Below are 23943 nucleotides of genomic sequence, written 5' to 3'. Positions count from 1 at the left end.
TGTAAATGACATGTAACGCGACGCTTCTACGATTCCGCCGCTGCTGCCCTTCGACGCCGCCCTTCGGCGTCCAGCGTGCCCAAGGAATCCGCCCCCATGCCGTCCCACGCTCCGCTCCGCCGCAATCTGCTGGCCCTGCTGGTCTGTGCTTCGCTGCCGTCGCTTGCCGCCGCTGAAACCGCCCCCGCCGCCGACGCACCGTCGGCCACCACGCTCGATTCGATCTCGGTGATCGGCCGCGGTGAAGCGCGCCAGGTCCAGCGCGTGACCGCCGAGGACATGAAAGTGCTGCCGCCCGGTGCGAACCCGCTGAAGCTGCTGGCGACCAAGCCGGGCGTGCATTTCGAATCGGCCGACGCCACCGGTGCCTACGAGTGGTCCACCACCATCAGCCTGCGTGGCTTCAACCAGAACCGCCTGGGCTACACGCTCGATGGCATTCCGCTGGGCAACATGGCCTACGGTAACAGCAACGGCCTGCACATCAGCCGTGCGGTGATCAGCGAGAACCTGGGCGGTGCGGAGGTCTCCACCGGCATTGGCGCGCTGGGTACGCCGTCCACCAGCAACCTCGGCGGTGTGTTCCAGTTCTATTCGATCGATCCGTCCACCGAGTATGGCGTGGTGCTGGCACAGGGCTTCGGCAGCGACAACGCGCGCCGCAGCTATGCGCGCCTCGATACCGGCGACCACCAGGGCTTTGCGGCCTACCTGTCCGGCGCGTACTCGGAAGGCGACAAATGGAAGGGCAAGGGCTCGCAGGAGCTGAAGCAGTTCAACGGCAAGGCTACCTACAACTTCGGCGCGGACAGCAGGATCACCGCGCTGTTCAACGCCTCGCGCCGCGTTGAGGCCGACTACCAGGACCTGTCGCTGGAGATGATCGATCGCCTCGGCTGGGACTGGGACAACTACGCGCCGGACTGGGATCGCGCCGTTGCCGCGGCACGCGGAAAGTACACGGGTGGCGTCAACAGCCCGTGGGACGCGTATTACTCCGGCCACGGCCTGCGCAATGACGACCTGTCCAGCATTGCCAGCGATTTCGGCCTGAACGAGTCGATGCGCCTGAAGGTCAATGTCTACAACCACAGCAACCGTGGCCAGGGCCACTGGTTCAGCCCGTCCAATCCGTCCAACCCGGGCACCAGCCGCGAGATCCCGATCTCGATCCGCACCACCGAGTATGCGATCGACCGCACGGGCGTGACCTCGGCGTTCACCTGGAACGTGGCGGGCCACGAACTGGAAGCGGGCCTGTGGTACGAAGACAACGGCCACAGCGTGCAGCGCAACTTCTACTACATCGACGGCCCGATCACCGACGATTTCTTCCTGCGCAATCCGGACCAGCGCGTGTGGCACCAGCGCTACACCACCATCACCCGCCAGTTCTACGTGCAGGACCGCTTCCGCCTGTTCGATGACCGCCTGACCATCGACATCGGCGCGAAGTCGCCGCACACCCGCACCAGCGTGCGCACGCCGCTGGGCAGCTATGCCAACAACAGCAGCCTGACCTCGAAGAAGGGCTTCCTGCCGCAGGCCGGCTTCAACTTCAAGCTCAACGAAGGCAACGAGATTTTTGGTTCGTTCGCCAAGAACATCGCGGCCTATGCGCTGGGCGTGGGCAGCCCGTTCAACGTACCGCAGGCCGCATTCGATGCCAGCGCGAAGAACCTGAAGCCGGAACAGTCGCGCACCATCGAGCTGGGCTGGCGCGGCTATGGCCAGGGCTATGAAGCCTCGGTGGCGGTGTATGACGTGAAGTTCGACAACCGCCTGCTGGCCATTGCCCAGTGCGTGGGCATCCTCGGTTGCCCGGCGCTGTTCTCCAACGTCGGTTCGGTGACCAGCCGCGGCGCCGAGGCGACCCTGCAGCTGAAGCCCATGCAGGACCTGGCGTGGTCCAACGCGCTGTCGTGGAATGACAGCACCTACGACAACGACTACGTGAACAACGGCGTGGTGCCGACCCGCGGCAAGAAGACCGTCGATACCCCGGAATGGATGTTCGCCAGCACCCTGGCCTGGACGCCGGGCCCGTGGGACATGCGCCTGTCGGCCAACCACGTCGGCAAGCGTTTCGTGACCTATACCAACGACGTGTCGGTGCCGAGCTACTGGCTGGTCAATGCTTCGGTGGCCTATGACTTCGGCAAGCTCGGCCCGGCACAGAACCTGACCGTGGCGCTGAACCTGACCAACCTGACCGACAAGCGCTACCTGTCCTCGATCAACACCAACGGCACCTACGCCGCCGACCCGACCCGCAGCCTGGCGACCATGCAGGTCGGTGCGCCGCGGCAGGTGATGGCCACCGCCACCGTGCACTTCTGATGCGCGGGCCTGTCGATCCGGAAAGCCGTCGTCGCCTGTTGCGCATGGCATGGCAGGGCACGGGGGCAGCGATCGCACTGGCGGCGATGCCGGGGCTGGCTACGGCCGGCCCACGCCCGCGGTTGGGACGTGATCCGTTCACCCTGGGCGTCGCTGCCGGCGATCCGGATCCGCAGGGGGCAGTACTGTGGACGCGTCTGGCGCCGGACCCGCTCAACGGCGGTGGCATGCCGTCGCGGGCGGTGCCGGTGCGCTGGTTCGTGGCCGAAGACCCCGGCATGCGCCGGCTGGTGCAGCGTGGCGTCGCCGCGGCGGTGCCGGAGCTGGCGCATTCGGTACATGTGGAAGTCAGCGGCCTTCGCCCGGGCCGTGACTACTACTATCGTTTCGCCTGCGATGGCAATGAGGAAAGTGCGGTCGGTCACTTCCGCACCGCGCCGCTGCTGGACACGCAGCTGCAGCAGCTGCGGCTGGCGTTGTGCACCTGCCAGGCCTGGAACAGCGGCTACTACCCGGTGTTGCGCGATATCGCGCAGAGCGATGTCGACCTGGTGCTGCATGCCGGCGACTACCTGTACGAATACAGCCCGCTGCAGAACGCACGCGGGCGCACGCTGGATGCCGGGCGCTTCAGCGGCGAGACCGTCAGCCTGGAGCGCTACCGCGACCAGTACGCGCTGTACAAGCTCGATCCCGATCTGCAGGCCGCGCACGCCGCACACGCGTTCGCGGTGATCTGGGACGACCACGAGGTGCAGAACGATTACTCGGGCATCCATCCGGAGAAGCCCGGCGTCTCGACGGAGGACTTCATCGTTCGCCGCGCGGCGGCCTACCGCGCGTTCTACGAACACCTGCCGATGCGCAGCACGCCTGCGGGCAACGGCGGCCTGCGCGTGCATCGGCGCCTGCGTTACGGCGATCTTGCACAGCTGACGCTGCTCGACTGCCGCCAGTTCCGTCCGGCCAACCCCTGCGGGGTGGGCGAGTCGCCGCGCTGCGAGGCCGCCTTGGACCCACGCATGAGCATGCTGGGCGTGGGCCAGGAAGCCTGGTTCGCGCAGTCGATGGCGGCCGCACGCGGCACGCGCTGGAACGTGGTGGTGCAGCAACTGTTGATGGCACAGCTGCGGCTGGACGGTGGCACGCCACGCGAACGCTTCTGGAACGATGCCTGGGATGGTTATCCGGCGGCTCGCAACCGCCTGCTGCAGGCGATGCAGGCGGGTGGGCAGGGTAATGCCATCGTGCTGGGCGGGGACTGGCATTCCACCTTCGTCAACGACCTGAAGCTGGACTTCGATGCCGCCAGTGCGCCAGTCGTGGCCACCGAATTCATCGCCCCGGCGATCAGCAGCGGCGGCGACGACACGCCGTACGGTCCGTACTACGGACCGTCGATACCGCAGAACCCGCATATCCGCTATTTCGACGGAGACCGCCGCGGCTGGTGGAAGCTGCAGCTGAACCGGCAGACCGTGGATGCCGAGCTTCGCTTCGCCGACAGCGTCCTGCGCGCCGATGCGCCGGCGCGAACCGCGGCCCGCTTCCAGGTCACCCACGGCCGCCCGGGCGCAGTGCAGCTCCTGTAGAGCCGAGCCCACGCTCGGCTGCTCTCTGCCTCCGGTGGGTGCGGACCGTTGGTCCGCACATTCCCATGAGCAGCCGAGCGTGGGCTCGGCTCTACAACAGCGCTGGATCGTTTTCATCGCCCCCAGCCCGGTTTCGTCGCAAACCGTTTGCGCGCGGCAAGGGCAGGGCGCCAAGGTGTCCGCAGGCGGCAGGGTGCCGCCACAAGGAGACCGTGATGAAGACCCTGTTCGCGCTCGGTGTGTGGTGCCTGCTGTTCGTGCTGTGCTGGCCGCTGGCGATCCTCGCTCTGATCGCCTGGCCGTTCGTGTGGCTGCTGAGCCTGCCGTTCCGCCTGGTCGGCATCACCTTCTCGGCCCTGTTCGCCTTCCTGCGCGCGCTGTTCATGCTGCCGGCGCGCCTGCTGGGTGGCCGGGCGGTGGCGGCATGAGGGCCGTGCTGCTGGTGGGTCTGGTTCTGCTTGCGGGGCCGGGACTGGCCACACCTCCAGCCCCGCCATCGGTGTGGCTGGAGCGCCAGCAGACTGCTGCGGCTGACGAGGCGAATGCTGCAGCGGTCTCTGTGCCGAAAGCCAAGGAGCGCTGCCGGGTCACGAAGGAATGGAAGGTCGGCGAGACGGTGGTGCAGCACAAGGTCTGCGACGATCCACCCAGGAAGCCGGCTGGAAAGGTGTAGAGCCGAGCCTACGCTCGGCTGCACATCATGCTGCCTCTGCGCGCAGCGCCGCCTGCACGGCCGGTCGCGCATTGACCCTGCGGATGTACGCAGGCAAGGCCGGCCACGCCGCAAGGTCGATGGCGAAGAACCGGCACCAGCCCAGCACGGTGAACAGATAGGCGTCGGCCACACTGAAGGACGGTCCCATCAGGAAGTCCTGTTGCGCCAGTGTCTCCTGCAGCATGTCGAAACGCTTGAACAGCTTCTCGTGGAAGAATGCCTTCGCGTCTTCCGGGAGTGCCGCATTGAACAGCGGTGCCGAGCCAGCGTGGATTTCGCTGGTGACGAAGTTCAGCCATTCCTGCAGTCGTACCCGCTCCCAGCTGCCGACGGGCGGGGCCAGCGCGCATTCGGGTTTCAGGTCGGCCAGGTACTGGACGATGGCTGGGCCTTCGGTCAGCACCTGACCGTCATCCAGTTCCAGCGCTGCCACATAACCTTTGCGGTTGATGCTGCGGAAATCGCGGCCATCGGCGGTCTGTTTGGTGGTGTTGTCGACCTTGACCAGCTCGAAGGGCAGGCCAAGCTCGCGCAGCACGATATGCGGCGAAAGCGAGCAGGTGTAGGGCGCGCAGTACAGCTTCATGGGCAGTCTCGATGGGGAAAGGACGGCTTGGCCAGCCGATGCGAAGGAGTCTGCTGGGTGAGCGGCATCCGGTAAAATAAATCTTCGATTTTCCTGCCATAAGCCGAGCTACTGCCTGCCATGATGAATCTTGCCCATTGGCGCCTGTTGGTTGCTGTGGCCGACGAGGGAACCATCTCGCGCGGCGCTGATCGCGTCGGCATGAGCCAGTCCGGTGCCAGCCAGGCGCTTGCCCAGCTGGAGTCCTCCCTGGGCTTTGCGGTGTTCGTGCGCGAGCGGCGGCAGGTGGAGATCACCGCGCTCGGGCGGCGGGTGATCGAACACGCGCGCATCATGCTGGGTGGCCTGCAGGCGATCCGCGCGCTGGCCGATGACAGCCGGGGGCTCAATGGCGCACGCATCCGCCTGGCGACCTTCCCGTCGCTCGTCTCCAGCGTGCTGCCTGCGCTGCTGCGTGACTTCCAGCGCCGTCACCCGGGCATCGAGGTGGTGGTGGTGGAAGGTACCGACGAGGAGGTGGAGTGCTGGCTCGAATCAGGCACGGTCGACGCCGGCGTGGTGATGAACCCCGCTGCCGGTCGCGCCCCGTTGATGCTGGGCAGCGATGGGTGGATGGCAGTGCTTGCGCAGACGCATCCGCTGGCGCGGCGCGCCACGGAAAGCGGGGTGGCCTTGAGCGAGCTGGCGGCCGAGCCCTTCATCCTCGCAACAGGGGGCTGTGCGGTGAACGGTCAGCGCCTGATGGCGGACGCCGGTCTACAGCTGAGCGACGCACGGGTGACCGTGCGCGACTGGGCCAGCGCGTGCGTGCTGGCCCGCGAGGGCCTGGGAGTCTCGCTGGTGCCGGAATCGACCTTGCCGGACGATCTGCACGGCCTGCGCGTGCTGCCGGTGCAGCCGGGCATCCGGCGCGTGTTCGGCCTGGTCTGTTCGCAGGCGGGCCGCGCATCGCGGGCAACGCAGGTGTTGATGCAGGAGCTGGGCCCGGCTGCTGCAGGCCGGGCGTCCGGATCAGCGTGAACCCGCTGCCGGCGAGGAGCCGGAGCGTGGGGGCGTCGGCTGCCCGACAGGGTTGCGGGCAACAAAAAAACCCCGCCGAGGCGAGGTTTTTCGTATCCGGTCATGCCGGCCAGCGGCCGGCACTACCAGCGAACGATCAGTTCGCCTTGTGGATGGCGCGCTTGCTGACTGCCATCGCCGCGTCGTGGATCACTTCCGACAGCGACGGGTGGGCGTGGCAGATGCGGGCCAGGTCATCGGCCGAGCCGCTGAACTCCATGGTCAGCACGCCTTCGTGCACCAGTTCGGAGACGTTGGCGCCGACCAGGTGCATGCCGAGGATGCGATCGGTTTCGGCATGGGCCAGGATCTTCACGAAGCCTGCCGGCTCGATCATCGCCACGGCACGGCCGTTGGCGGCGAACGGGAAGCTGCCGGCCTTGTACGGAATGCCCTCGGCCTTCAGCTGGGCTTCGGTCTTGCCGACCCAGGCCAGTTCCGGCTCGGTGTAGATGACCCACGGGATGGTGTCGAAGTTGACGTGGCCCGGCAGGCCGGCGATCAGCTCAGCCACCGCGATGCCTTCCTCGAAGCCCTTGTGCGCCAGCATCGGGCCGCGCACGCAGTCGCCGACCGCCCACACGCCGTTGACGCCGGTGTGGCAGTGCGCGTCGACTTCGATCTGGCCGCGCTCGTTGATCTTGACGCCGGTGCCTTCGGCCAGCAGGCCCTTGGTGGCGGCGCGACGGCCGACGGCCACCAGCAGCTTGTCCACGGTCAGGGTCTTTTCGCCTTCGCTGTCGGTGTAGGTGACAACGACTTCCTTCTTCTTGCCCTTGCCGGTGATCTCGGTCTTGGAGACCTTGGCACCGAGGCGGATGTCCAGGCCCTGCTTCTTGAATTCCTTGGCAGCGGTCTTGGCCACTTCGGCGTCGGCCACGGCCAGGAATTCCGGCAGTGCTTCCAGGATGGTGACTTCAGCGCCCAGGCGCTTCCACACGCTGCCCAGTTCCAGGCCGATGACGCCGGCGCCGATCACGGCCAGGCGGTTCGGCACTTCGGTGAAGTCCAGGCCGCCGACGTTGTCGACGATGGTCTCGCCGTCGAACTTGGCGAACGGCAGTTCGATCGAATCCGAACCGGCCGCGATGATGACGTTGGTGCCCTTCAGCTCGACGATGGAACCGTCATGCTGGGTGACCTTGACCACGTTGCCCGGCTGCAGTTCGCCGAAACCGTAGTAAGCGGCGACCTTGTTGGCCTTGAACAGCATGCCGATGCCGCCGGTGAACTGCTTGACGATCTTGTCCTTGCGGCCAACCATCGCCTCGACGTCGATCTTGGCATCCTTGAAGCTGATGCCGTGGTCGCCAAAGATGTGGCCCATGTTCCAGAACTGGCGCGAGGAATCCAGCAGCGCCTTGGACGGGATGCAGCCCACGCGCAGGCAGGTGCCGCCGAGGGCCGGCTTGCCGTCCTTGCCCAGCGCTGCGTCGATGCAGGCGGTCTTCAGGCCCAGCTGGGCCGCGCGGATGGCAGCGTGGTAACCGGCCGGGCCGGCACCGATGACGACGACGTCGAATTGTTCAGCCATTGAATTATTCCTTGATGCATTACCAGAACCCCTCCGCGCAGGCGCGGAGGGGCGGGAGGTGTCTTACAGGCCGAACAGCATGCGGCCCGGGTTTTCCAGCTGGTTCTTGATGTCCACCAGGAACTGCACCGAATCCTTGCCGTCGATGATGCGGTGGTCGTACGACAGCGCCAGGTACATCATCGGCGCGATCACGACCTGGCCGTTCTGGGCGATCGGACGCTCCTTGATGGCGTGCATGCCCAGGATGGCGCTCTGCGGCGGGTTGATGATCGGGGTCGACAGCAGCGAACCGAAGGTGCCGCCGTTGGTCACGGTGAAGGTGCCGCCCTGCAGTTCTTCCAGGCTCAGCTTGCCGTCACGGGCCTTCTTGGCGTAGTCGGCGATGGTCTTCTCGATGTCGGCGAACGACATGCGCTCGACGTTGCGCAGGACCGGCGTGACCAGGCCCTTCTCGGTCGAGACGGCGATCGAGATGTCCGAGTAGCCGTGGTAGATGATGTCGTCGCCGTCGATCGAGGCGTTGACCAGCGGGAAGCGCTGCAGGGCATTGGCAGCGGCCTTCACGAAGAAGCTCATGAAGCCCAGCTTGATGCCGTGGGCCTTGACGAACTCGTCCTGCAGTTCCTTGCGCGCAGCCGAGACCTTGGACAGGTCGACTTCGTTGAAGGTGGTCAGCATGGCGGTGGAGTTCTTCGACTCCATCAGGCGCTCGGCGATGCGCTTGCGGATGCGGGTCATCGGCACGCGTTCTTCCGGACGTGCGCCACCGGCCTTGCCGGCGCCGCCGTTGCGGGCGAAGTTGACGATGTCTTCCTTGGTCACCGCGCCGCGACGGCCGGTGCCGTCGACGTCGGCCGGGTTCACGCCTTCAGTGATGGCAGTGAAGCGGGCGCCCGGCGGCAGGGTGTCGGCGGCCGACTTGGCAGCCGGGGCCGGAGCGGCGGCAGCGGCCGGCGCAGCAGCGGCCGGGGCAGCGGCTGCAGCCGGAGCGGCTTCAGCGGCCGGAGCTGGGGCAGCAGCGACGGCGCCTTCTTCGATGATCGCCACGACCTGGCTGGAGGTCACGGTCGAGCCTTCGGCGAACTTGATCTCCTTCAGCACGCCGTCGACCGGCGACGGCACTTCCAGGACGACCTTGTCGGTTTCCAGGTCAAGCAGGTTTTCGTCGCGCTTGACGGCGTCGCCCACCTTCTTGTGCCAGGTGGCGATGGTGCCGTCGGCGACGGATTCGGGCAGTACCGGGGCTTTGACTTCGGTGGCCATTGCGGGAGCTTCCTGGTTTGTCTTCTAAATAGGGGGAGGATTATTCAGCGAACGTGTCGTTGAACGGGTTGACCAGTGCGTCGGCGACCAGCTGCTGCTGTTCGCGGACGTGGTCAGCCATGTGACCGGCAGCCGGCGAAGCCGAACGTGCGCGACCGGCGTAGTGCAGGTTCTGGCCATCGGCCAGGCAGAACTGCAGGTGGTGGCGGATCTGGTACCACGCACCCTGGTTCTGCGGTTCTTCCTGCGTCCACACCACGTCGGTGGCCTTGCCGTACTTCTTCAGTTCGGCAGCCAGCAGCGCACGCGGGAACGGGTACAGCTGCTCCACGCGGATGATCGCCACGTCGTCCTGGCCACGCTTGGTCTGGTCTTCCAGCAGATCGTAGTAGACCTTGCCCGAGCACAGCACCACGCGCTTGACCTTCTTGGCGTCCGCGTTGGCGTCGCCGATCAGGTGCTGGAACTCGCCGTTGGCCAGCTCGTCCAGGGTCGACACGGCCAGCTTGTGGCGCAGCAGCGACTTGGGCGACATCACCACCAGCGGCTTGCGGGTGGTCAGGTGCTGCTGGCGACGCAGCATGTGGAAGGCCTGCGCCGGGGTCGACGGCACCACCACCAGCATGTTCTCCAGCGCGCACAGCTGCAGGAAGCGCTCCAGGCGCGCCGAGCTGTGTTCCGGGCCTTGCCCTTCATAGCCATGCGGCAGCAGCAGGGTCAGGCCGGAAATGCGGCCCCACTTGGCTTCACCGGCGGCGATGAACTGGTCGATGACGACCTGGGCACCGTTGGCGAAGTCGCCGAACTGGCCTTCCCAGATGCACAGCGTGTTCGGATCGGTGGTGGAGAAGCCGTACTCGTAGGCCATCACCGCTTCTTCGCTCAGCAGCGAATCGATGACGGTGGCCTTCTCCGGCGAATCCACCAGCTGCCGCAGCGGCATGTAGTAGTTGTCGGTCTTCTGGTCGTGCAGGATCGCGTGGCGGTGCGTGAACGTACCGCGGCCCACGTCCTGGCCGACCAGGCGCAGTGCATTGCCTTCGTCGAGCAGGGTGGCGTAGGCCAGGTTCTCGGCAAAGCCCCAGTCGCCCGGGATCTCGCCGGCGGCCATCTTGCGGCGGTCGTCGTAGACCTTGGCCACGCGCGAGTGCAGCTGCACGTCTTCGGGAATGGTGTTGATCAGCTTGGCCAGCTCGACCAGCTTGTTCTTCTCGACCTTGGTCGAGATCGGATCGGACAGCTTGCCTTCCAGCAGCTTCGGCCAATCGACGAACAGCGGGCTGGTCGGCGGGGTCTTCTCGACCTTGGCCAGCTCGGTGGTCACTTCACCGGCATCGAGCTTCTCGCGGTACGCATCGACCATCGCCTTGCCGGCGCCGGCGGCGATCACGCCTGCCTTTTCCAGCTGCTCGGCGTACATCTCGCGGGTGGTGGCGTGCTTGCGGATCACCTGGTACATCAGCGGCTGGGTGATCGCCGGCTCGTCGGCCTCGTTGTGGCCCCAGCGGCGGTAGCACATCAGGTCGATGACCACGTCCTTGGCGAACTTCTGGCGGAACTCGAAGGCCAGCTGCGCGGCGAACACCACCGCTTCCGGATCATCACCGTTCACGTGCAGCACCGGAGCGGCGATCATCTTCGCCACGTCGGTGGCATAGCGCGTGGAGCGCGTATCCAGCGGGTTGGAGGTGGTGAAGCCGACCTGGTTGTTGACCACGATGTGCACGGTGCCACCGACGGCGAAGCCGCGGGCCTGCGACATCTGGAACAGTTCCATGACCACGCCCTGGCCGGAGAAGGCCGCGTCGCCGTGGATCAGGATGGGCATGACCTGCTTGCGGGCGGTGTCCTTGCGGCGCTCCTGGCGCGAACGCACGGAACCGGCCACGACCGGGTCGGCGATTTCCAGGTGCGACGGGTTGAACGCCAGCGCCAGGTGCACCGGGCCGCCGTCGGTAGCCACGTCGGCGGAGAAGCCCATGTGGTACTTCACGTCACCGGCCGAGGCGTGCTCGTCGTGCTCGAACTTGCCTTCGAATTCGTCGAACAGCTTGCGCGGGTTCTTGCCCAGGGTGTTGACCAGCACGTTCAGGCGGCCGCGATGGGCCATGCCGATCACCACGTCCTTGACGCCATCCTTGCCGGCGCTGCGGATGATGGTGTCCATCATCGGGATCAGCGAGTCGCCGCCTTCCAGCGAGAAGCGCTTCTGGCCGACGTACTTGGTGTGCAGGTAGCGCTCCAGGCCTTCGGCCGCGGTCAGGCGCTCCAGGGTGCGGCGCTGGGTGTCAGCGTCCAGCTGGTAGTTGCCACCGGCCAGTTCCAGCTTCTTGTAGATCCACTGGCGCTGCTCGACCTCGGAGATGTGCATGAACTCCGCACCGATCGAGCCGGTGTAGGTCGCCTTCAGGCGTGCCAGCAGGTCGCGCAGCTTCATGCGCGGCTGGCCACCGACGCCGCCGGTGCTGAATTCGCTGTTGAGGTCGCCATCGGACAGGCTGTGGAACGGCAGGCCCAGGTCCGGGGTGTTGACCGGTGCGGCCAGGCCCAGCGGGTCCAAGCGGGCGTCCAGGTGTCCACGCGAGCGGTAGGCGGTGATCAGGCGACCGACATTGCGCTCACGCTCGTCGCCCGCACCGCTGCCGGTGCCGGCTTTCAGCGCATCCTTGGCCGCGTCCGCGATGTGGGAGATGACAGCCGAGTGCGGGATGTCACCTGCTTCGCGGCCCTTGAAGCCGTCGAAGTAGGTTTTCCATTTGGGATCGACACTATCCGGGGAGACCAGGTACTGCTCGTACAGGTCCTCGACATAGGAGGCGTTGCCGCCGGCGAGTTGCGAAGATTGCGCAAACTGCTTCAGTTGATTGTCCACGATGGAGGGTGCTGATTCGCTTTGTGGGGTATGGCTTCAGAAGGACCCGGCACGAAGATGAATAGCCATGCACGGGCGCGTTCAAACAGCCAAATTGTACCCCCAACCGGACACGAAGGGGCACCACCCGAGGCATCGTGCGTCCCCCGGTGCCGCTCCCAGACAGGTTGGCGCGGTCGCGCGCGCTCAGATGCCGAGCGCGCGCAGTTCGCTGCAATCGCGCGAACGGTCCCAGACGCGCTGCAATTGCTGCTCGAACGGCTGCGAACGTGCCGGCAGCGCGATGCCGGCCTCGCCGTCGAGGCGATGGCCGATCAGACGAAAGTAGAAGTCGCCCGCATCGTTGAGCAGGCAGGCCGAGGCCAGCGCGCGGTCGACCGGATCGCTGACCTCGCGGAACTGGATCACGCTGGGCAGGCGCTGGGCGAGCGCCAGCAGCGGCGCACCGGCAGCGGCGATCGCGGTGGCGTCGTGCACGATCACCCGCAGCTGCTTGTCGTGACGGGCGGTGACGAAGCGGCGCAGGGCGGCCTGCACCGGCGGTGCGTCAAGCAGCCCGGGGTCCAGCTGACGGCTGTGCAGCCACAGCTGGCGACGGGCGCGGTGGATGATGGCGGTGGTGATGGCCACCGCTTCGGCGCGGCTGTCGATCGCGCTGGCCGCGCCCAGCCGGCGGCGCATCTGCTGGTGGCCGATGCCGGCCTCCTCGAACACCTCGCCCTCGGGCAGGAAGCCCTGGCGGGCATAGAAATCGCGGGCCGGCAGCTGGGCGTGCAGGTGCAGTTCGGCCAGTCCGAGCCTGCGCCCGGCCTCGACCAGTGCCTCCAGCAGGGCCTCGCCGACCCCGTGGCTGCGATGGCTGGCCAGCACCGCCATGCGGCCGATGCGGCCATCCGGTGCCAGCCGGCCGGTGCCGACCGGCTGGCCGTCACTGTCCAGCGCCAGCACGTGGGCACTGGCCGGGTCCAGCGCATCGCGCTCCAGTTCGGCGGCGATGCCCTGTTCCTGCACGAACACCCGCTGCCGCACGTCGTGGATGGCGACGTGAGCGTCGGCGTGGCTGACCTGCTGGACCCGGACCATGGCAGGTCTCAGGCGCGACCGTCGTTGCTGTCGTCTTCGTCGTGATCCTCGAAGTTGACGATGACCTCGATACCGTCGTCGTGCACGGTCACGGTGTGGACATCGTCGGACACCGCGTCGGCGTCGATCGCATCCACCCGGTCACGGCCTTCGACGACCTCGCCGAGCACCATGGCGTCCTCGCCGTCCTCCTCGTCTTCGGCCTCGTACATCTCGTTCGGATCGATCAGCTGGAACACGCCACCGACCAGCAGCTGCTGGACCACGGCGCGGCCCTTGTCGGACAGGCCGCGATAGGCGGCGGCGTCGAGCTGCTCGGCACCGGCCAGGCGCTGGGCGTCCTTCACCGGCAACGCGAAGTCCTGGCCGCTGACATAAAGGCTGGCGCCGCGCTTGGCCCGGCGCCAGGCCAGGCGCGCCCACGGGTGGCGCTGCAGCAGCAGGCCCGAGGCCAGCGCCTGGACCACTTCCTCCGGCGCCGGCGCGGCCTGGTGCGCCATCACTTCGCCCGCGGCGCGGTAGGTGGTGATGAAGCGGCCGAACCAGTCGCCCAGCTTGTCCGGGTCGTTCATGCGGATGGCATTGAGCGCGGTGATCACCCGCGCCATCGCCACCGTGTCGATTTCGTTCGGGTCGGCCGGCACCTTCAGGTCGGCATCCTGGTAGCGGATGTTCTCGTCGGCATCGGCGATCAGGGTGTCCAGGTAATCGCTGATCAGCTCGGCCGAGGCCGGCGCACGCATGCCGAACGAGAAGGTCAGGCAGGGATCTTCGGCCACCCCGTGGTGCGGCACGTTCGGCGGCAGGTACAGCATGTCGCCCGGCGCCAGCACCCAGTCATGGGTGGGCTTGAACACTTTCAGCAGCTTCAGTTCCACGTCCGGGCGGAAGCCCAGCGGCGGCTGCTTGCCCTTGATCGATTCGCTGGCGTCGATCTGCCAGCGGCGATGGCCGTGGGCCTGCAGCAGGAACACGTCGTACTGGTCGACATGGGCGCCAACCGAGCCACCGGTGGCGGCGAAGCTGATCATCACGTCATCCATGCGCCAGCGCGGCAGGAAGCGGAAATGCTCGATCAGGGCGCGCACGTCCTTGTCCCACTTGTCGACGTCCTGCACCAGCAGGGTCCAGTCGTGGTCGGGCAGGGCGGGGAAGATGTCTTCCTGGAACGGGCCGCTACGCACGCGCCAGCCGTCCTGGGCCTTGTCGTGCTCGATCAGGCGCGCCAGCACGCCTTCCTCGCAGGCCAGGCCGGCGAGGTCTTCCGGCTGAACCGGCGTCTGGAAATCGGGGAAGGCGTTGCGGATCAGCAGCGGGCGTTTCTGCCAGAAGTCGCGCAGGAAGGTGGCCGGCGCCATGCCCAGCGGCTGGCCGGGGCGGGCGGTGACTTCAATGAGCGGAGCGGAGGACTTGCGGGCGGCCATGGGGGAATCCTTGCAGCGGAAAGCGGGAGGGGCGGCGCGGCGGGCCGCCTGAGATCTCCATTGTCCGCCGTTCGCGGGCATTGCGCACGTGCGCGGGATTGTCGCGGGGGTTCCGGCCAACGGCGCAGCCCCTCGTGGCGGTGCTTTGGTGGGGTCGACTGTTAGTCGACCGGCTTCATGGGCTTGGCCGGGCGGGTGGGCCATGCAGGGGACGCTGCAAGTACGTCCTTGTAAGCTCGATGGCGCCATCCATGGCGCCAACGCCCCTGCATGGCCCACCCGCCCGGCCCCTGACAGGTTCCTGCGCGGCCCGCCACGGAATGGAAGAAGAAGATCAAAGGCAACAGCGGGTCGCGCGCTGCGCTTGCTGATGCCAAAACAAAAGAGGGACGCGGCGAAGCCGCGTCCCTCTTTCAAATTCCGTCCCGACAACCCAATGCTCTTCGATCCGTCACCGGGAATCTGTCAAAGGTGGGGCGGGTTGGGTTCGTGGGGGTGTCCGCGGCATGGATGCCGCGGACAAGCCCCCAAGGACGGGTTTACGGTGTCCCCCGCGAACCCAACCCGCCCCGCCAAGCGAGGCAATAACCCAGAGCCGCCTTTGACGTTGATGTTGCTGCTGCCGTTGCCTGCCGCAGGCAGCGCCCGCGGCCGCCGCCGCAAAGGAAACCCCTCAGATCTTCTTCGCCAGCGACTCGGCCAGGCCGGTGTAGCTGCCCGGGGTCATCTCCAGCAGACGCTGCTTCGCATCCGCCGGCAGCTCCAGTCCCTGCACGAACGCACGCATCGACTCAGCGGTGATGCCCTGGCCGCGGGTCAGCGCCTTCAGCTGCTCGTACGGGTTCGGCAGGCCATGGCGGCGCATCACCGTCTGTACGGCCTCGGCCAGCACTTCCCAGGCCGCGTCCAGATCGGCGTCCAGGCGCTGTGGGTTCACTTCCAGCTTGCCCAGGCCCTTGGCCAGCGAATCCAGTGCCACCTGGCTGTGGCCGAACGCGGTGCCCAGCGCACGCAGCACGGTGGAGTCGGTCAGGTCACGCTGCCAGCGGCTGATCGGCAGCTTCGCGCTGAAATGCTCGAACAGCGCGTTGGCGATGCCGAAGTTGCCTTCCGCATTCTCGAAATCGATCGGATTGACCTTGTGCGGCATCGTCGACGAGCCGACTTCGCCTTCCTTCAGGCGCTGCTTGAAGTATCCCAGCGAGATGTAGCCCCAGATGTCGCGGGCCAGGTCGATCAGGATGATGTTGGCGCGGCGCGCGGCATCGCCGATCTCGGCGACATTGTCGTGCGGCTCGATCTGCGTGGTGTACGGGTTGAACACCAGGCCCAGGCCGGTCACGAAGCGCTCGGCGAAGGCCGGCCAGTCCACGTCCGGGTAGCTGGCGATGTGGGCGTTGTAGTTGCCCACCGCGCCGTTGATCTTGCCGGTCAGTTCGACCGCGGCGATCTGTTTGCGCTGGCGCTCCAGGCGAGCGACCACGTTGGCCAGTTCCTTGCCCAGGGTGGTCGGCGAGGCGGTCTGGCCGTGGGTGCGCGACAGCATCGGCTGGCCGGCCTGGGCGTGCGCCAGGGTGCGCAGGGTGGTGGCGATGCCGTCCAGGGTCGGCAGCAGCACTTCGCGGCGGGCCTGTTCCAGCATCAGGCCGTAGCTGAGGTTGTTGATGTCTTCGCTGGTGCAGGCGAAATGCACGAATTCCAGCGCCGGAGCCAGCTCGGCGTCGTCCTTCAGCTGTTCCTTGATGAAGTACTCCACCGCCTTGACGTCATGGTTGGTGGTGCGCTCGATCTCCTTCACGCGCGCGGCCTGTGCCGGGCTGAAGTTGGCGGCCAGGGCGCGCAGGCGGGCGATGGCGGCGTCCGAGAACGGCGCCAGCTCGACGATGCCCGGTTCGGCGGCCAGGGCCAGCAGCCATTCCACCTCGACCACGATGCGGGCCTTGATCAGGCCGTATTCGGAGAAGATCGGGCGCAGGGCGTCGACCTTGCCGGCGTAGCGGCCATCGAGCGGGGACAGGGCGAGCAGGGCGGAATCGGACATGTCGGCAGGGCGGGGACGAGCGGCGGGGCCAATATTCTACGACGTGCCGGTGAGGTAGTGCCGGCCGCTGGCCGACAACCCCTGCAATCGCGGGCGTGGCGCCTTTGCCGGCCAGCGGCCGGCACTACCCCTGTGTGCGCACAACGGCCCTGCAGGCGGAACGATCTGGCCCGCCCTCGTCATCCCACCCTGCAGGCAAGGGAGTATCGTTGTCGCAGCCGCCAGCCCGGGAAGCGACACCCTGCCAGCCGCCGCTTCCCTTTCCCCAACTGAAGTAGTGCGGAGTCGATGCAATGAGCAAAGCTGCAAGCAAGGGTGGAACCACCGGGTTCCGGATCGAACACGACAGCATGGGCGAGCTGCAGGTGCCTGCCGATGCCCTGTGGGGCGCGCAGACCCAGCGTGCCGTGCAGAATTTCCCGGTCTCGGGTCAGCGCATGCCGCGCGGTTTCATCCGTGCGCTGGGCCTGGTCAAGGGCGCCGCTGCCGGCGTCAATGCCGAGCTGGGCCACCTGCCCAAGACCGTGGCCAAGGCCATCCAGACCGCCGCCGCCGAAGTGGCTGCCGGTGACTGGGATGCGCATTTCCCGATCGACGTCTACCAGACCGGCTCGGGCACGTCGTCGAACATGAATGCCAACGAGGTCATCGCCACCCTGGCCAACCGTGCCGGCAAGGCCGGCAAGACCGTGGTGCACCCCAACGACCACGTCAACCAGGGGCAGAGCTCCAACGACGTGATTCCGACCGCATTGCGCGTGTCGGCGGTGCTGGCGACGCATGAACAGCTGCTGCCGGCGCTGGTGCACCTGCGCAAGACCCTGGACAAGAAGGGCCGCAGCCTGCGCAAGGTGGTCAAGACCGGCCGCACCCACCTGATGGACGCGATGCCGCTCACCTTCGAGCAGGAGTTCGGCGCGTGGTCGGCGCAGCTCGCGTCGGCGCAGGAACGCATCGAGGACAGCCTCAAGCGCGTGCGCCGCCTGCCGCTGGGTGGCACCGCCATCGGCACCGGCATCAACGCCGACCCGCGTTTCGGCGCGCAGGTCGCCAAGGCGCTCAAGCAGCAGACCTCGATCAAGTTCGACAGCGCCGAGAACAAGTTCGAAGGGCTGGCGGCGCAGGATGACGCGGTGGAACTGTCCGGCCAGCTCAATGCACTGGCCGTGGCGCTGATCAAGATCGCGAATGATCTTCGCTGGATGAATGCCGGTCCACTGGCCGGGCTGGGCGAGATCGAACTGCCGGCGCTGCAGCCGGGCAGCTCGATCATGCCGGGCAAGGTCAATCCGGTGATTCCGGAAGCGACCGTGATGGCCTGTGCGCAGGTGATCGGCCACCACACCGCGATCACCGTGGCCGGGCAGACCGGCAACTTCCAGCTCAACGTCACCCTGCCGCTGATCGCAGTGAACCTGCTCGATGGCATCGGCCTGCTGTCCAATGTATCCACCCTGCTGGCCGACAGCGCCATCGCCGGCCTGAAGGTGCGCGAGGACCGCGTGGCCGAAGCGCTGGCGCGCAACCCGATCCTGGTCACCGCGCTGAACCCGATCATCGGCTACGAGAAGGCGGCGGCCATTGCCAAGCGTGCCTACAAGGAACAGCGCCCGGTGCTGGATGTGGCGCTGGAAGACAGCGGGCTTGACGAGGCCGAGCTGCGTCGCCTGCTGGATCCGACCGCGCTGACCGCGGGTGGCATCCAGGCTGGCGGCGGTGGCGCCGGCGGTTGATCTGCCGGTTGTAGAGTCGAGCCACGCTCGATTGTTGTCCCGGAGTCGGGCACGGCTCGACTCTACGGAAACGAAGAACGCCGCCCTCGGGCGGCGTTTTTCTTCAGCGACGGTCGGCGACGATGTTGCCGAACGTGTCGGTGTAGTCCTTGAACTCGGGGATGCGCTGGATGAGGTCGGCCGGGATCACCTCCATGCCCTCCGGTGGCTGGATCTTCACCGGCTGCATGTTCGGGTCGGCCGGCGCAGCCACCAGCGTGTTCTGGCGCAGCACCTGCAGCTTGCCGAACATCGTCTGCAGCATCTGCTTCTGTCCGTCGTCCAGCGGAATCTGGATCTCGTCCACCTTCATCGTGCCATCGCCGAGGATGATGATGTTCGGCGCGGGCGGGCGGCGCACGGTCACCATGCCTTCGCTGACGGAAATCTTGGGCTTGCCACGCTCGGCGCGGTGGTTGCGGTAATCCTTGTCGCAGCCGACCAGGCCCAGGCAGAGCAGGGCGGCCAGCAGCAGGAACAGCTTCTTCATGGCGTTCGGTTCGGGGGCATCCGGGGCCCCCATTGTAAGCCCGCCGACGCAGCCGGACCGGCAACGGAAGGCCGCTGCCGATCGGGTGCGTCGATTTGTCTCAGTTGGAGAACGTGACCGAGTTGTTCTTGCCGCAGTCGTCCACGTCGCTCTGGTCCATCGTCGCGTAGGGCTTGAACGCCGGCAGCTCGCGCGCCAGTGCCTGCTGGCTGGCCAGCATCGCTGGCAGGCGATCACAGATGCGCTTGGCCTGGACCTCGATCTTGGCGGCTTCGGCGTTGATGCGCTTCTCCACACCTTCGCTGTCGCCGCTGAAGATCCCCTTCAGCGCTTCGCCGGCCGCATTGGCACCGAGCTTGGCACCGGCCAGGCCGACATCCATGCCGTCCATTGCGATGGCGACCACGTGGCCGCGGTACTCCTGCAGGTGGCGGCGCTGGGTGTCGTTGGCCGCGACCTCCTTGCCAGCGATCAGCAGGCGGCCGTCGGGCGTGATCTCCGCACGCGGCTGCTTGTCCGCGGAGATCTTGATGTTGCCCTGGGTGATGTCCTTGCGGGCATCGTCCATGGCTTCCTTGACGGTCTGGCCGACGCCGCTGGTGGCTTCGGCGACGCTCTTGCCGACGGTCTTGTCGGGGGCGGAGGACGTGCCGCCGCAGGCGATCAGCGGCAGGCAGAGCAGAGTGGTGGGCAGCAGGCGCAACAGATTCATGATGTTCCCCTGGACGTGTCTGGAAGAGGTTTACTTGCCGCGCGGCAGGGTGACCCGGCCGCTGACGTTGCGGTGTTCGACATCGCCGCTGCCGCTGTGATCGACGGTCAGGCTGCCGCGTACGCCGTCCACCTGGATGTCGCCCGAGCCGTGGCTGCGCACATGCACGTTGCCGCCGATATCGGCCAGGTCGACGCCACCGGAGCCGACCACGCCCACTTCAACGCTGCCCTGCACGCGCTTGAACTCGATATCACCCGAGCCGACCGTGTCCAGACGCGCGTTGCCACGCACATCGGTGATCTTCAGGTCACCCGAACCGACCGTGCCGGTTACGGCGTCGCCGCCGATGTTGCGGGCATTGACGTCGCCCGAACCCAGCGACAGCAGATTCAGGGAGCTGCCGCCATCGATGTTGAGGTCGCCGGAACCCACTGCAGCGTGGATGCTGCCGCGGGTGCCGCGGGCCACCGCGTCACCGGAGCCGACGTCCACGCTCAGCGACTGTGCGTTCTCTACGCTGGCATCGCCGGAGCCGACCTTGAACTGCAGCGGCAGGTTGTCCGGCACGCTGCCGCGGATATCCAGCCAGGCGTAGCTGTTGCCCAGGCTGATGCCGCTTTGGCGGCCGTCGCGGCGCAGGCTGACGACCAGCTTGTCGCCCACCTTGCGCTGGTCCAGTACCAGCTGGTCCAGCCATTCCTGGCTGGACGCGCAGGCGCGGCCGTCCAACTGGCCGCCGCCGGCGCTGGCGACCACCTTCAGGTCGTGCTGGTTGACTTCGAACACCACCGTTTTGGCACCGGCCACGTCCAGCTTCAACGCGCGGGCGGCAGTGAACTTGCAGTTCGGAGCATCGGCGGCCAGCGCCGACAACGGCAACAGCAACAACGCAGAACAGGCGAGCAAAGAACGCATGGGTGGTGCCTCCGGATGGATGGGATCAGATCTCGCCGGCGCGCTTGCGCAGGCGGATGGCGAGGAAGATGAACACTGCACCGACGGCCGCTCCGATCCACAGTTCCGGCATCGCCAGCGACTTCAGCTGCGAGGCGGGGGACATCAGGCTGACCACCGAATCCAGGTCGCGGCGCGAACCTTCACCTGCGCCGAGGCGGTACAGCAGGTCCATGCCGGGCACGCCGCCCAGCAGCAGGCGGCCGACGATGTTCTGCCAGAACCAGCCGGTGGTCAGGCCGAACAGCGGCATGATCTTGGTGGTGCTGACGATGACGCCGGCAAACAGTGGCAGCATCACCGCCCACAGGAACGGCTTGCTCTTGGCCCAGGCAGAGCACAGCAGCAGCCAGCCTGCAGTGGGCAGGGCCCACAGAGCGTAGACCGGAATCCAGCTCAGGTGGCCAGCGGCCAGGGTCAACGGGCTGGCGGGCCCCCAGATCAGGGCCATCGGGCTGCCACCGTGCATCAGCGCGACGATGCTGATGATCAGCATGAAGCCGAACATGGTGATGATGCCGGCAATCACCGCGATCAGCGGCGCCACGACAAGTGCGCTGATCACCTTGGACAGCACGGTCTGGGTGTCCGACAGCGGCAACGACTTCCAGAACAGGATGCTGCGGTCGCGGCGGTCGTCGTACAGGGCGCCCAGGCAATAGAAGAACACCACGAAGGCCAGCACCAGGAACGGCCAGGCCGAACTGAGCACCAGGGTCAGGTCGAGGCCGTTGCCGAGGTCGGCAAGGTCCTTGCTGTCGATGTTGCGGGTGAGCAGGGCCAGGTCCAGGCCATTGACGTTCACGCTTTCGCCATCGACATGCAGCGCACCGTTGCGCGCCGCGCGGTTCAATGCGAACAGGCCGAAGGCGATGCCGACGGTACTCATCACCAGCGAGATCAGGCCGGCGATCAGCGGGGCATACAGGAAACCGCCGCGGTTTTCCCAGTACTCGCGCTTGAGCAGCCAGCGCAGGGTGCCGAGGGGACTGACGGGGTGGTTGACGGCATTCATGCGTAGGTCCCCTTCATGACGGCGACGAACAGGTCGGCCAGGCCCGGGCTGCGGGTCTCGCCAAGGGTGGAAAGCTGGGCGCGCGGTACGCCGTCGAACAGCATCACGGTCTTGCCGAACGCCAGGCTGCGCTCGTCGATAGGCTTCAGGGCGCGTGCGGTTTCCAGCTGGTCGGCGTTGACCAGCAGTTCGGTGTAGCGCTGGCCGACCTCGTCCATTTCCGCATCGAGCACGATGCGGCCGTCGCGGATGAACATGACGTCGCTGAGGATGTGCTCGATCTCTTCCACCTGGTGGGTGGTGACGATGATGGTCTTCTGCTCGTCGAAGTAGTCCTCCAGCAGGCGCTGGTAGAACTCCTTGCGGTACAGGATGTCCAGGCCCAGGGTGGGCTCGTCCAGTACCAGGACACGGGCATCGATGGCCATCACCAGCGCCAGGTGCAGCTGCACGATCATGCCCTTGGACAGTTCGCGCACGCGCTGCTTCGGCTGCAGCTTGGTATTGGCGAGGAAGCGTTCGCAGCGGGCGCGGTCGAAGCGCGGATGCACGCCGGCGACGAAGTCGATCGCCTCGCGCACCTTCAGCCAGCGCGGCAGCACGGCGACATCGGCGATGAAGCAGATGTCGTTCATCAGCTCGTCGCGGTGCAGGCGTGGATCGCGGCCAAGCACGCTCAGCTCACCTTCCACCGAGGTCAGGCCGAGCAGTGCCTTCAATGCCGTGGTCTTGCCGGCACCGTTGGGGCCGATCAGGCCGACGATGCGCCCGCTCGGGATGCTGAAGCTGGCATTGTCGAGGGCAACGGTGGACTTGTAGGCCTTGCGCAGGCCTTTTGCGGTGATGACGGCTTCGCTTGCTACGGTACTCATCAGATCTTCCCCTGGGGCAGCAATTCGTCGAGGCTCAGGCCCAGGCGCTGGATGCGCTCCAGCACGGCCGGCCATTCTTCATTGAGGAAGCGCTCGCGCTCGCTGCTGCGCAGCTGCGTGGCGGCCTGCTCGGTCATGAACATGCCCAGGCCGCGGCGCTTTTCGACCAGGCCTTCGTCGGCCAGTTCCTGGTAGGCGCGCGAAACGGTGATGGGGTTGAGTTGGTAATCGGCGGCCACCTGGCGCACCGAAGGCAGGGCATCGCCCGGCTTGAGGATTCCGTCGAGCATCATGGCGATCACGCGCTCCTTCAACTGACGGTAGATGGGAGCGCCGTCGCTCCACTGGATGTCGCTCATATTCAGCTCCGTGGGGTCAGCGGCTGGGCGAACGAGAAATACGGCATGGACAGGGAGCTGTGCAGCCGACGCGGGGGAGGGGGGGAGGGAGCAGTGGCGTTCCCTGCCGGCGAGGCGGTCGCGTCCTGCGCACTGTCAGCGGAGTCGGAGAAGCTGGGCGCGGCCAACCAGGCCAGCACGATCAGGGTCGAAACGGCAGCGGCCGCAGGTGCGGTGAGGTTGCGACGGATCCGGACGTTCATGGCTTCCCCCTGTCTCAGGTGACTGGTGTTGTATGCAACTATAACACCGGCACGCTCAGGTGCAACCCCCTGCCGTCCCCAACTCATGGCAGGGGTGGTCAGAGTGCTGAAACAATCACTTACATCGTTGATTTAAAAAGAAAATAAAATTGTCGCATGGGGCGATCCAGTGCGGTCTTCCATTCAGCGATGTCCATACCATGTCATCCCTTCGCCATCGAAGATCGGCGAAGGGCGTAGCCGCCACGCCGCGCAAAGCCTGGGCCGCCCCCTGCCATCTGGGCCATTGAAGCCCGGTGCTATAGTTCGGCCGATTCCCGGCCGCTGCTGGCCGGGCCCTGTGAATGGCTACCGCGGACCGCTCCTGATGCCCCTGTCGACCGTTTCTCCGCGCCGCCTGCGCGGCCTGTCCCTGCTGGCCCTGATGGTGGCCGGTGTCGCCGGTTCCGCCAGCGCCCTGGCCGCCGACCTGCTCGACCTGGACTACCGGCCGCTGGCCAGCAAGCAGCAGGTCAACCTGCAGCAGCGCTATCACGGCCAGGTGCTGCTGGTGGTCAATACCGCCAGCAAGTGCGGCTACACCCCGCAGTACGAAGGACTGGAGGCGCTGCAGAAGCGCTACGCAGGCCGTGGTTTTGCGGTGCTCGGTTTCCCCTCCAATGATTTCAAGGGACAGGAGCCGGGCGACGAGAAGCAGATCCAGGATTTCTGCACGCTCACCTACGGGGTCAAGTTCCCGATGTTCGAGAAGGTGCATGTGGTCGGTGCGGAGGCGACGCCGCTCTATCAGCGGTTGACGGCGGCCACCGGCGTGGCACCGGGCTGGAATTTCCACAAGTACCTGGTCGGCCGCGATGGCAAGGTCATCGCCCAGTTCGCCAGCAAGGTGACGCCGGATGATCCGCAGCTGACCGCGGCCATCGACAAGGCGCTGGCTGCAGCCGCCACTCATTGATATCCGGCACGGATGCCTCGACATCGACGGCATGCGTGCGACAATGTTTCTTTTCGC

General features: G+C 66.5%; 21 protein-coding genes. 7 read left to right on the top strand and 14 right to left on the bottom strand.

Annotation, left to right across the window (positions count from 1 at the left end):
• Positions 1 to 96 precede the first annotated feature (96 nt).
• From EZ304_RS04040 to EZ304_RS04025, 4 genes are all read left to right on the top strand, one after another.
• Complete coding sequence (locus EZ304_RS04040) at positions 97 to 2340, top strand: TonB-dependent receptor family protein (protein ID WP_142806349.1); 2244 nt, start codon at positions 97 to 99, stop codon at positions 2338 to 2340.
• On the top strand, positions 2340 to 3932 hold the full coding sequence (locus EZ304_RS04035; RefSeq protein WP_142806348.1) for an alkaline phosphatase D family protein: 1593 nt from the start codon (positions 2340 to 2342) through the stop codon (positions 3930 to 3932). The genes EZ304_RS04040 and EZ304_RS04035 overlap by 1 nt, the downstream gene beginning before the upstream one ends.
• 215 nt (positions 3933 to 4147) lie before the next feature.
• Positions 4148 to 4360: a hypothetical protein gene (locus tag EZ304_RS04030; protein WP_010486834.1), complete on the top strand. Its 213-nt coding sequence runs from the start codon at positions 4148 to 4150 to the stop codon at positions 4358 to 4360.
• The gene (locus EZ304_RS04025) at positions 4357 to 4605 is read left to right on the top strand and encodes a hypothetical protein (protein ID WP_099552504.1); all 249 of its coding nucleotides are present in this window, start codon (positions 4357 to 4359) and stop codon (positions 4603 to 4605) included. Before EZ304_RS04030 ends, EZ304_RS04025 begins: the two co-directional genes overlap by 4 nt.
• Positions 4606 to 4630: 25 nt before the next feature.
• Here EZ304_RS04025 and gstA read toward each other — a convergent pair whose 3' ends face one another.
• Positions 4631 to 5233, bottom strand: a complete 603-nt coding sequence (gstA, locus tag EZ304_RS04020; protein ID WP_142806347.1) for a glutathione transferase GstA — start codon at positions 5231 to 5233, stop codon at positions 4631 to 4633.
• A 123-nt stretch (positions 5234 to 5356) separates the two neighbouring features.
• On the opposite strand from gstA, the gene EZ304_RS04015 reads away from it, so the two are divergent.
• Entirely contained in the window at positions 5357 to 6253 is an 897-nt protein-coding gene (locus EZ304_RS04015; RefSeq protein ID WP_260678240.1) for a LysR family transcriptional regulator, read from the top strand.
• 136 nt (positions 6254 to 6389) lie between these two features.
• Here the strand turns inward: EZ304_RS04015 and lpdA are convergent, their stop codons facing one another.
• From lpdA to purB, 6 genes are all read right to left on the bottom strand, one after another.
• On the bottom strand, positions 6390 to 7826 hold the full coding sequence (lpdA, locus tag EZ304_RS04010; RefSeq protein WP_008264626.1) for a dihydrolipoyl dehydrogenase: 1437 nt from the start codon (positions 7824 to 7826) through the stop codon (positions 6390 to 6392).
• A gap of 63 nt (positions 7827 to 7889) precedes the next feature.
• On the bottom strand, positions 7890 to 9092 hold the full coding sequence (gene sucB / locus EZ304_RS04005) for a dihydrolipoyllysine-residue succinyltransferase (protein ID WP_099552501.1): 1203 nt from the start codon (positions 9090 to 9092) through the stop codon (positions 7890 to 7892).
• Positions 9093 to 9132: 40 nt separating this feature from the next.
• Entirely contained in the window at positions 9133 to 11964 is a 2832-nt protein-coding gene (locus EZ304_RS04000) for a 2-oxoglutarate dehydrogenase E1 component (RefSeq protein WP_099552500.1), read from the bottom strand.
• 186 nt (positions 11965 to 12150) lie between these two features.
• Complete coding sequence (locus EZ304_RS03995; protein WP_142806345.1) at positions 12151 to 13047, bottom strand: GNAT family N-acetyltransferase; 897 nt, start codon at positions 13045 to 13047, stop codon at positions 12151 to 12153.
• Between the two features lie 8 nt (positions 13048 to 13055).
• Positions 13056 to 14471: a cupin domain-containing protein gene (locus tag EZ304_RS03990; RefSeq protein WP_142806344.1), complete on the bottom strand. Its 1416-nt coding sequence runs from the start codon at positions 14469 to 14471 to the stop codon at positions 13056 to 13058.
• A gap of 673 nt (positions 14472 to 15144) precedes the next feature.
• Positions 15145 to 16512: an adenylosuccinate lyase gene (gene purB, locus EZ304_RS03985; RefSeq protein ID WP_142806343.1), complete on the bottom strand. Its 1368-nt coding sequence runs from the start codon at positions 16510 to 16512 to the stop codon at positions 15145 to 15147.
• 293 nt (positions 16513 to 16805) lie between these two features.
• Between purB and EZ304_RS03980 the strand changes: the two genes are divergently transcribed.
• Entirely contained in the window at positions 16806 to 18245 is a 1440-nt protein-coding gene (locus EZ304_RS03980) for a class II fumarate hydratase (protein WP_142806342.1), read from the top strand.
• A 103-nt stretch (positions 18246 to 18348) separates the two neighbouring features.
• On the opposite strand, the gene EZ304_RS03975 is transcribed toward EZ304_RS03980, so the two are convergent.
• The 7 genes from EZ304_RS03975 to EZ304_RS03945 all read right to left on the bottom strand — a co-directional run bounded on the left by EZ304_RS03975 (position 18349) and on the right by EZ304_RS03945 (position 22931).
• Positions 18349 to 18774, bottom strand: a complete 426-nt coding sequence (locus EZ304_RS03975; RefSeq protein WP_033833950.1) for a hypothetical protein — start codon at positions 18772 to 18774, stop codon at positions 18349 to 18351.
• A gap of 100 nt (positions 18775 to 18874) precedes the next feature.
• A complete protein-coding gene (locus EZ304_RS03970) occupies positions 18875 to 19486 on the bottom strand; it encodes a hypothetical protein (protein WP_099552632.1) in 612 nt (203 codons plus the stop codon).
• A gap of 30 nt (positions 19487 to 19516) precedes the next feature.
• The gene (locus EZ304_RS03965) at positions 19517 to 20404 is read right to left on the bottom strand and encodes a DUF4097 family beta strand repeat-containing protein (protein ID WP_142806341.1); all 888 of its coding nucleotides are present in this window, start codon (positions 20402 to 20404) and stop codon (positions 19517 to 19519) included.
• A 25-nt stretch (positions 20405 to 20429) separates the two neighbouring features.
• A complete protein-coding gene (locus EZ304_RS03960) occupies positions 20430 to 21458 on the bottom strand; it encodes an ABC-2 transporter permease (protein WP_099552634.1) in 1029 nt (342 codons plus the stop codon).
• Positions 21455 to 22330, bottom strand: a complete 876-nt coding sequence (locus EZ304_RS03955; RefSeq protein ID WP_099552635.1) for an ABC transporter ATP-binding protein — start codon at positions 22328 to 22330, stop codon at positions 21455 to 21457. The genes EZ304_RS03960 and EZ304_RS03955 overlap by 4 nt, the downstream gene beginning before the upstream one ends.
• The gene (locus tag EZ304_RS03950) at positions 22330 to 22689 is read right to left on the bottom strand and encodes a GntR family transcriptional regulator (protein ID WP_079222416.1); all 360 of its coding nucleotides are present in this window, start codon (positions 22687 to 22689) and stop codon (positions 22330 to 22332) included. Before EZ304_RS03950 ends, EZ304_RS03955 begins: the two co-directional genes overlap by 1 nt.
• A 2-nt stretch (positions 22690 to 22691) precedes the next feature.
• A complete protein-coding gene (locus EZ304_RS03945) occupies positions 22692 to 22931 on the bottom strand; it encodes a hypothetical protein (RefSeq protein WP_142806340.1) in 240 nt (79 codons plus the stop codon).
• A gap of 367 nt (positions 22932 to 23298) precedes the next feature.
• Between EZ304_RS03945 and EZ304_RS03940 the strand changes: the two genes are divergently transcribed.
• Positions 23299 to 23886: a glutathione peroxidase gene (locus tag EZ304_RS03940; protein WP_099552399.1), complete on the top strand. Its 588-nt coding sequence runs from the start codon at positions 23299 to 23301 to the stop codon at positions 23884 to 23886.
• The last annotated feature ends 57 nt before the right edge of the window (positions 23887 to 23943 follow it).

The sequence above is a fragment of the Stenotrophomonas maltophilia genome (genome assembly GCF_006974125.1).
GTDB classification, from domain to species: domain Bacteria; phylum Pseudomonadota; class Gammaproteobacteria; order Xanthomonadales; family Xanthomonadaceae; genus Stenotrophomonas; species Stenotrophomonas maltophilia_O.
Note: the sequence above shows the minus strand (reverse complement) of the source record. Positions and strands in the feature narration are given on the sequence as shown.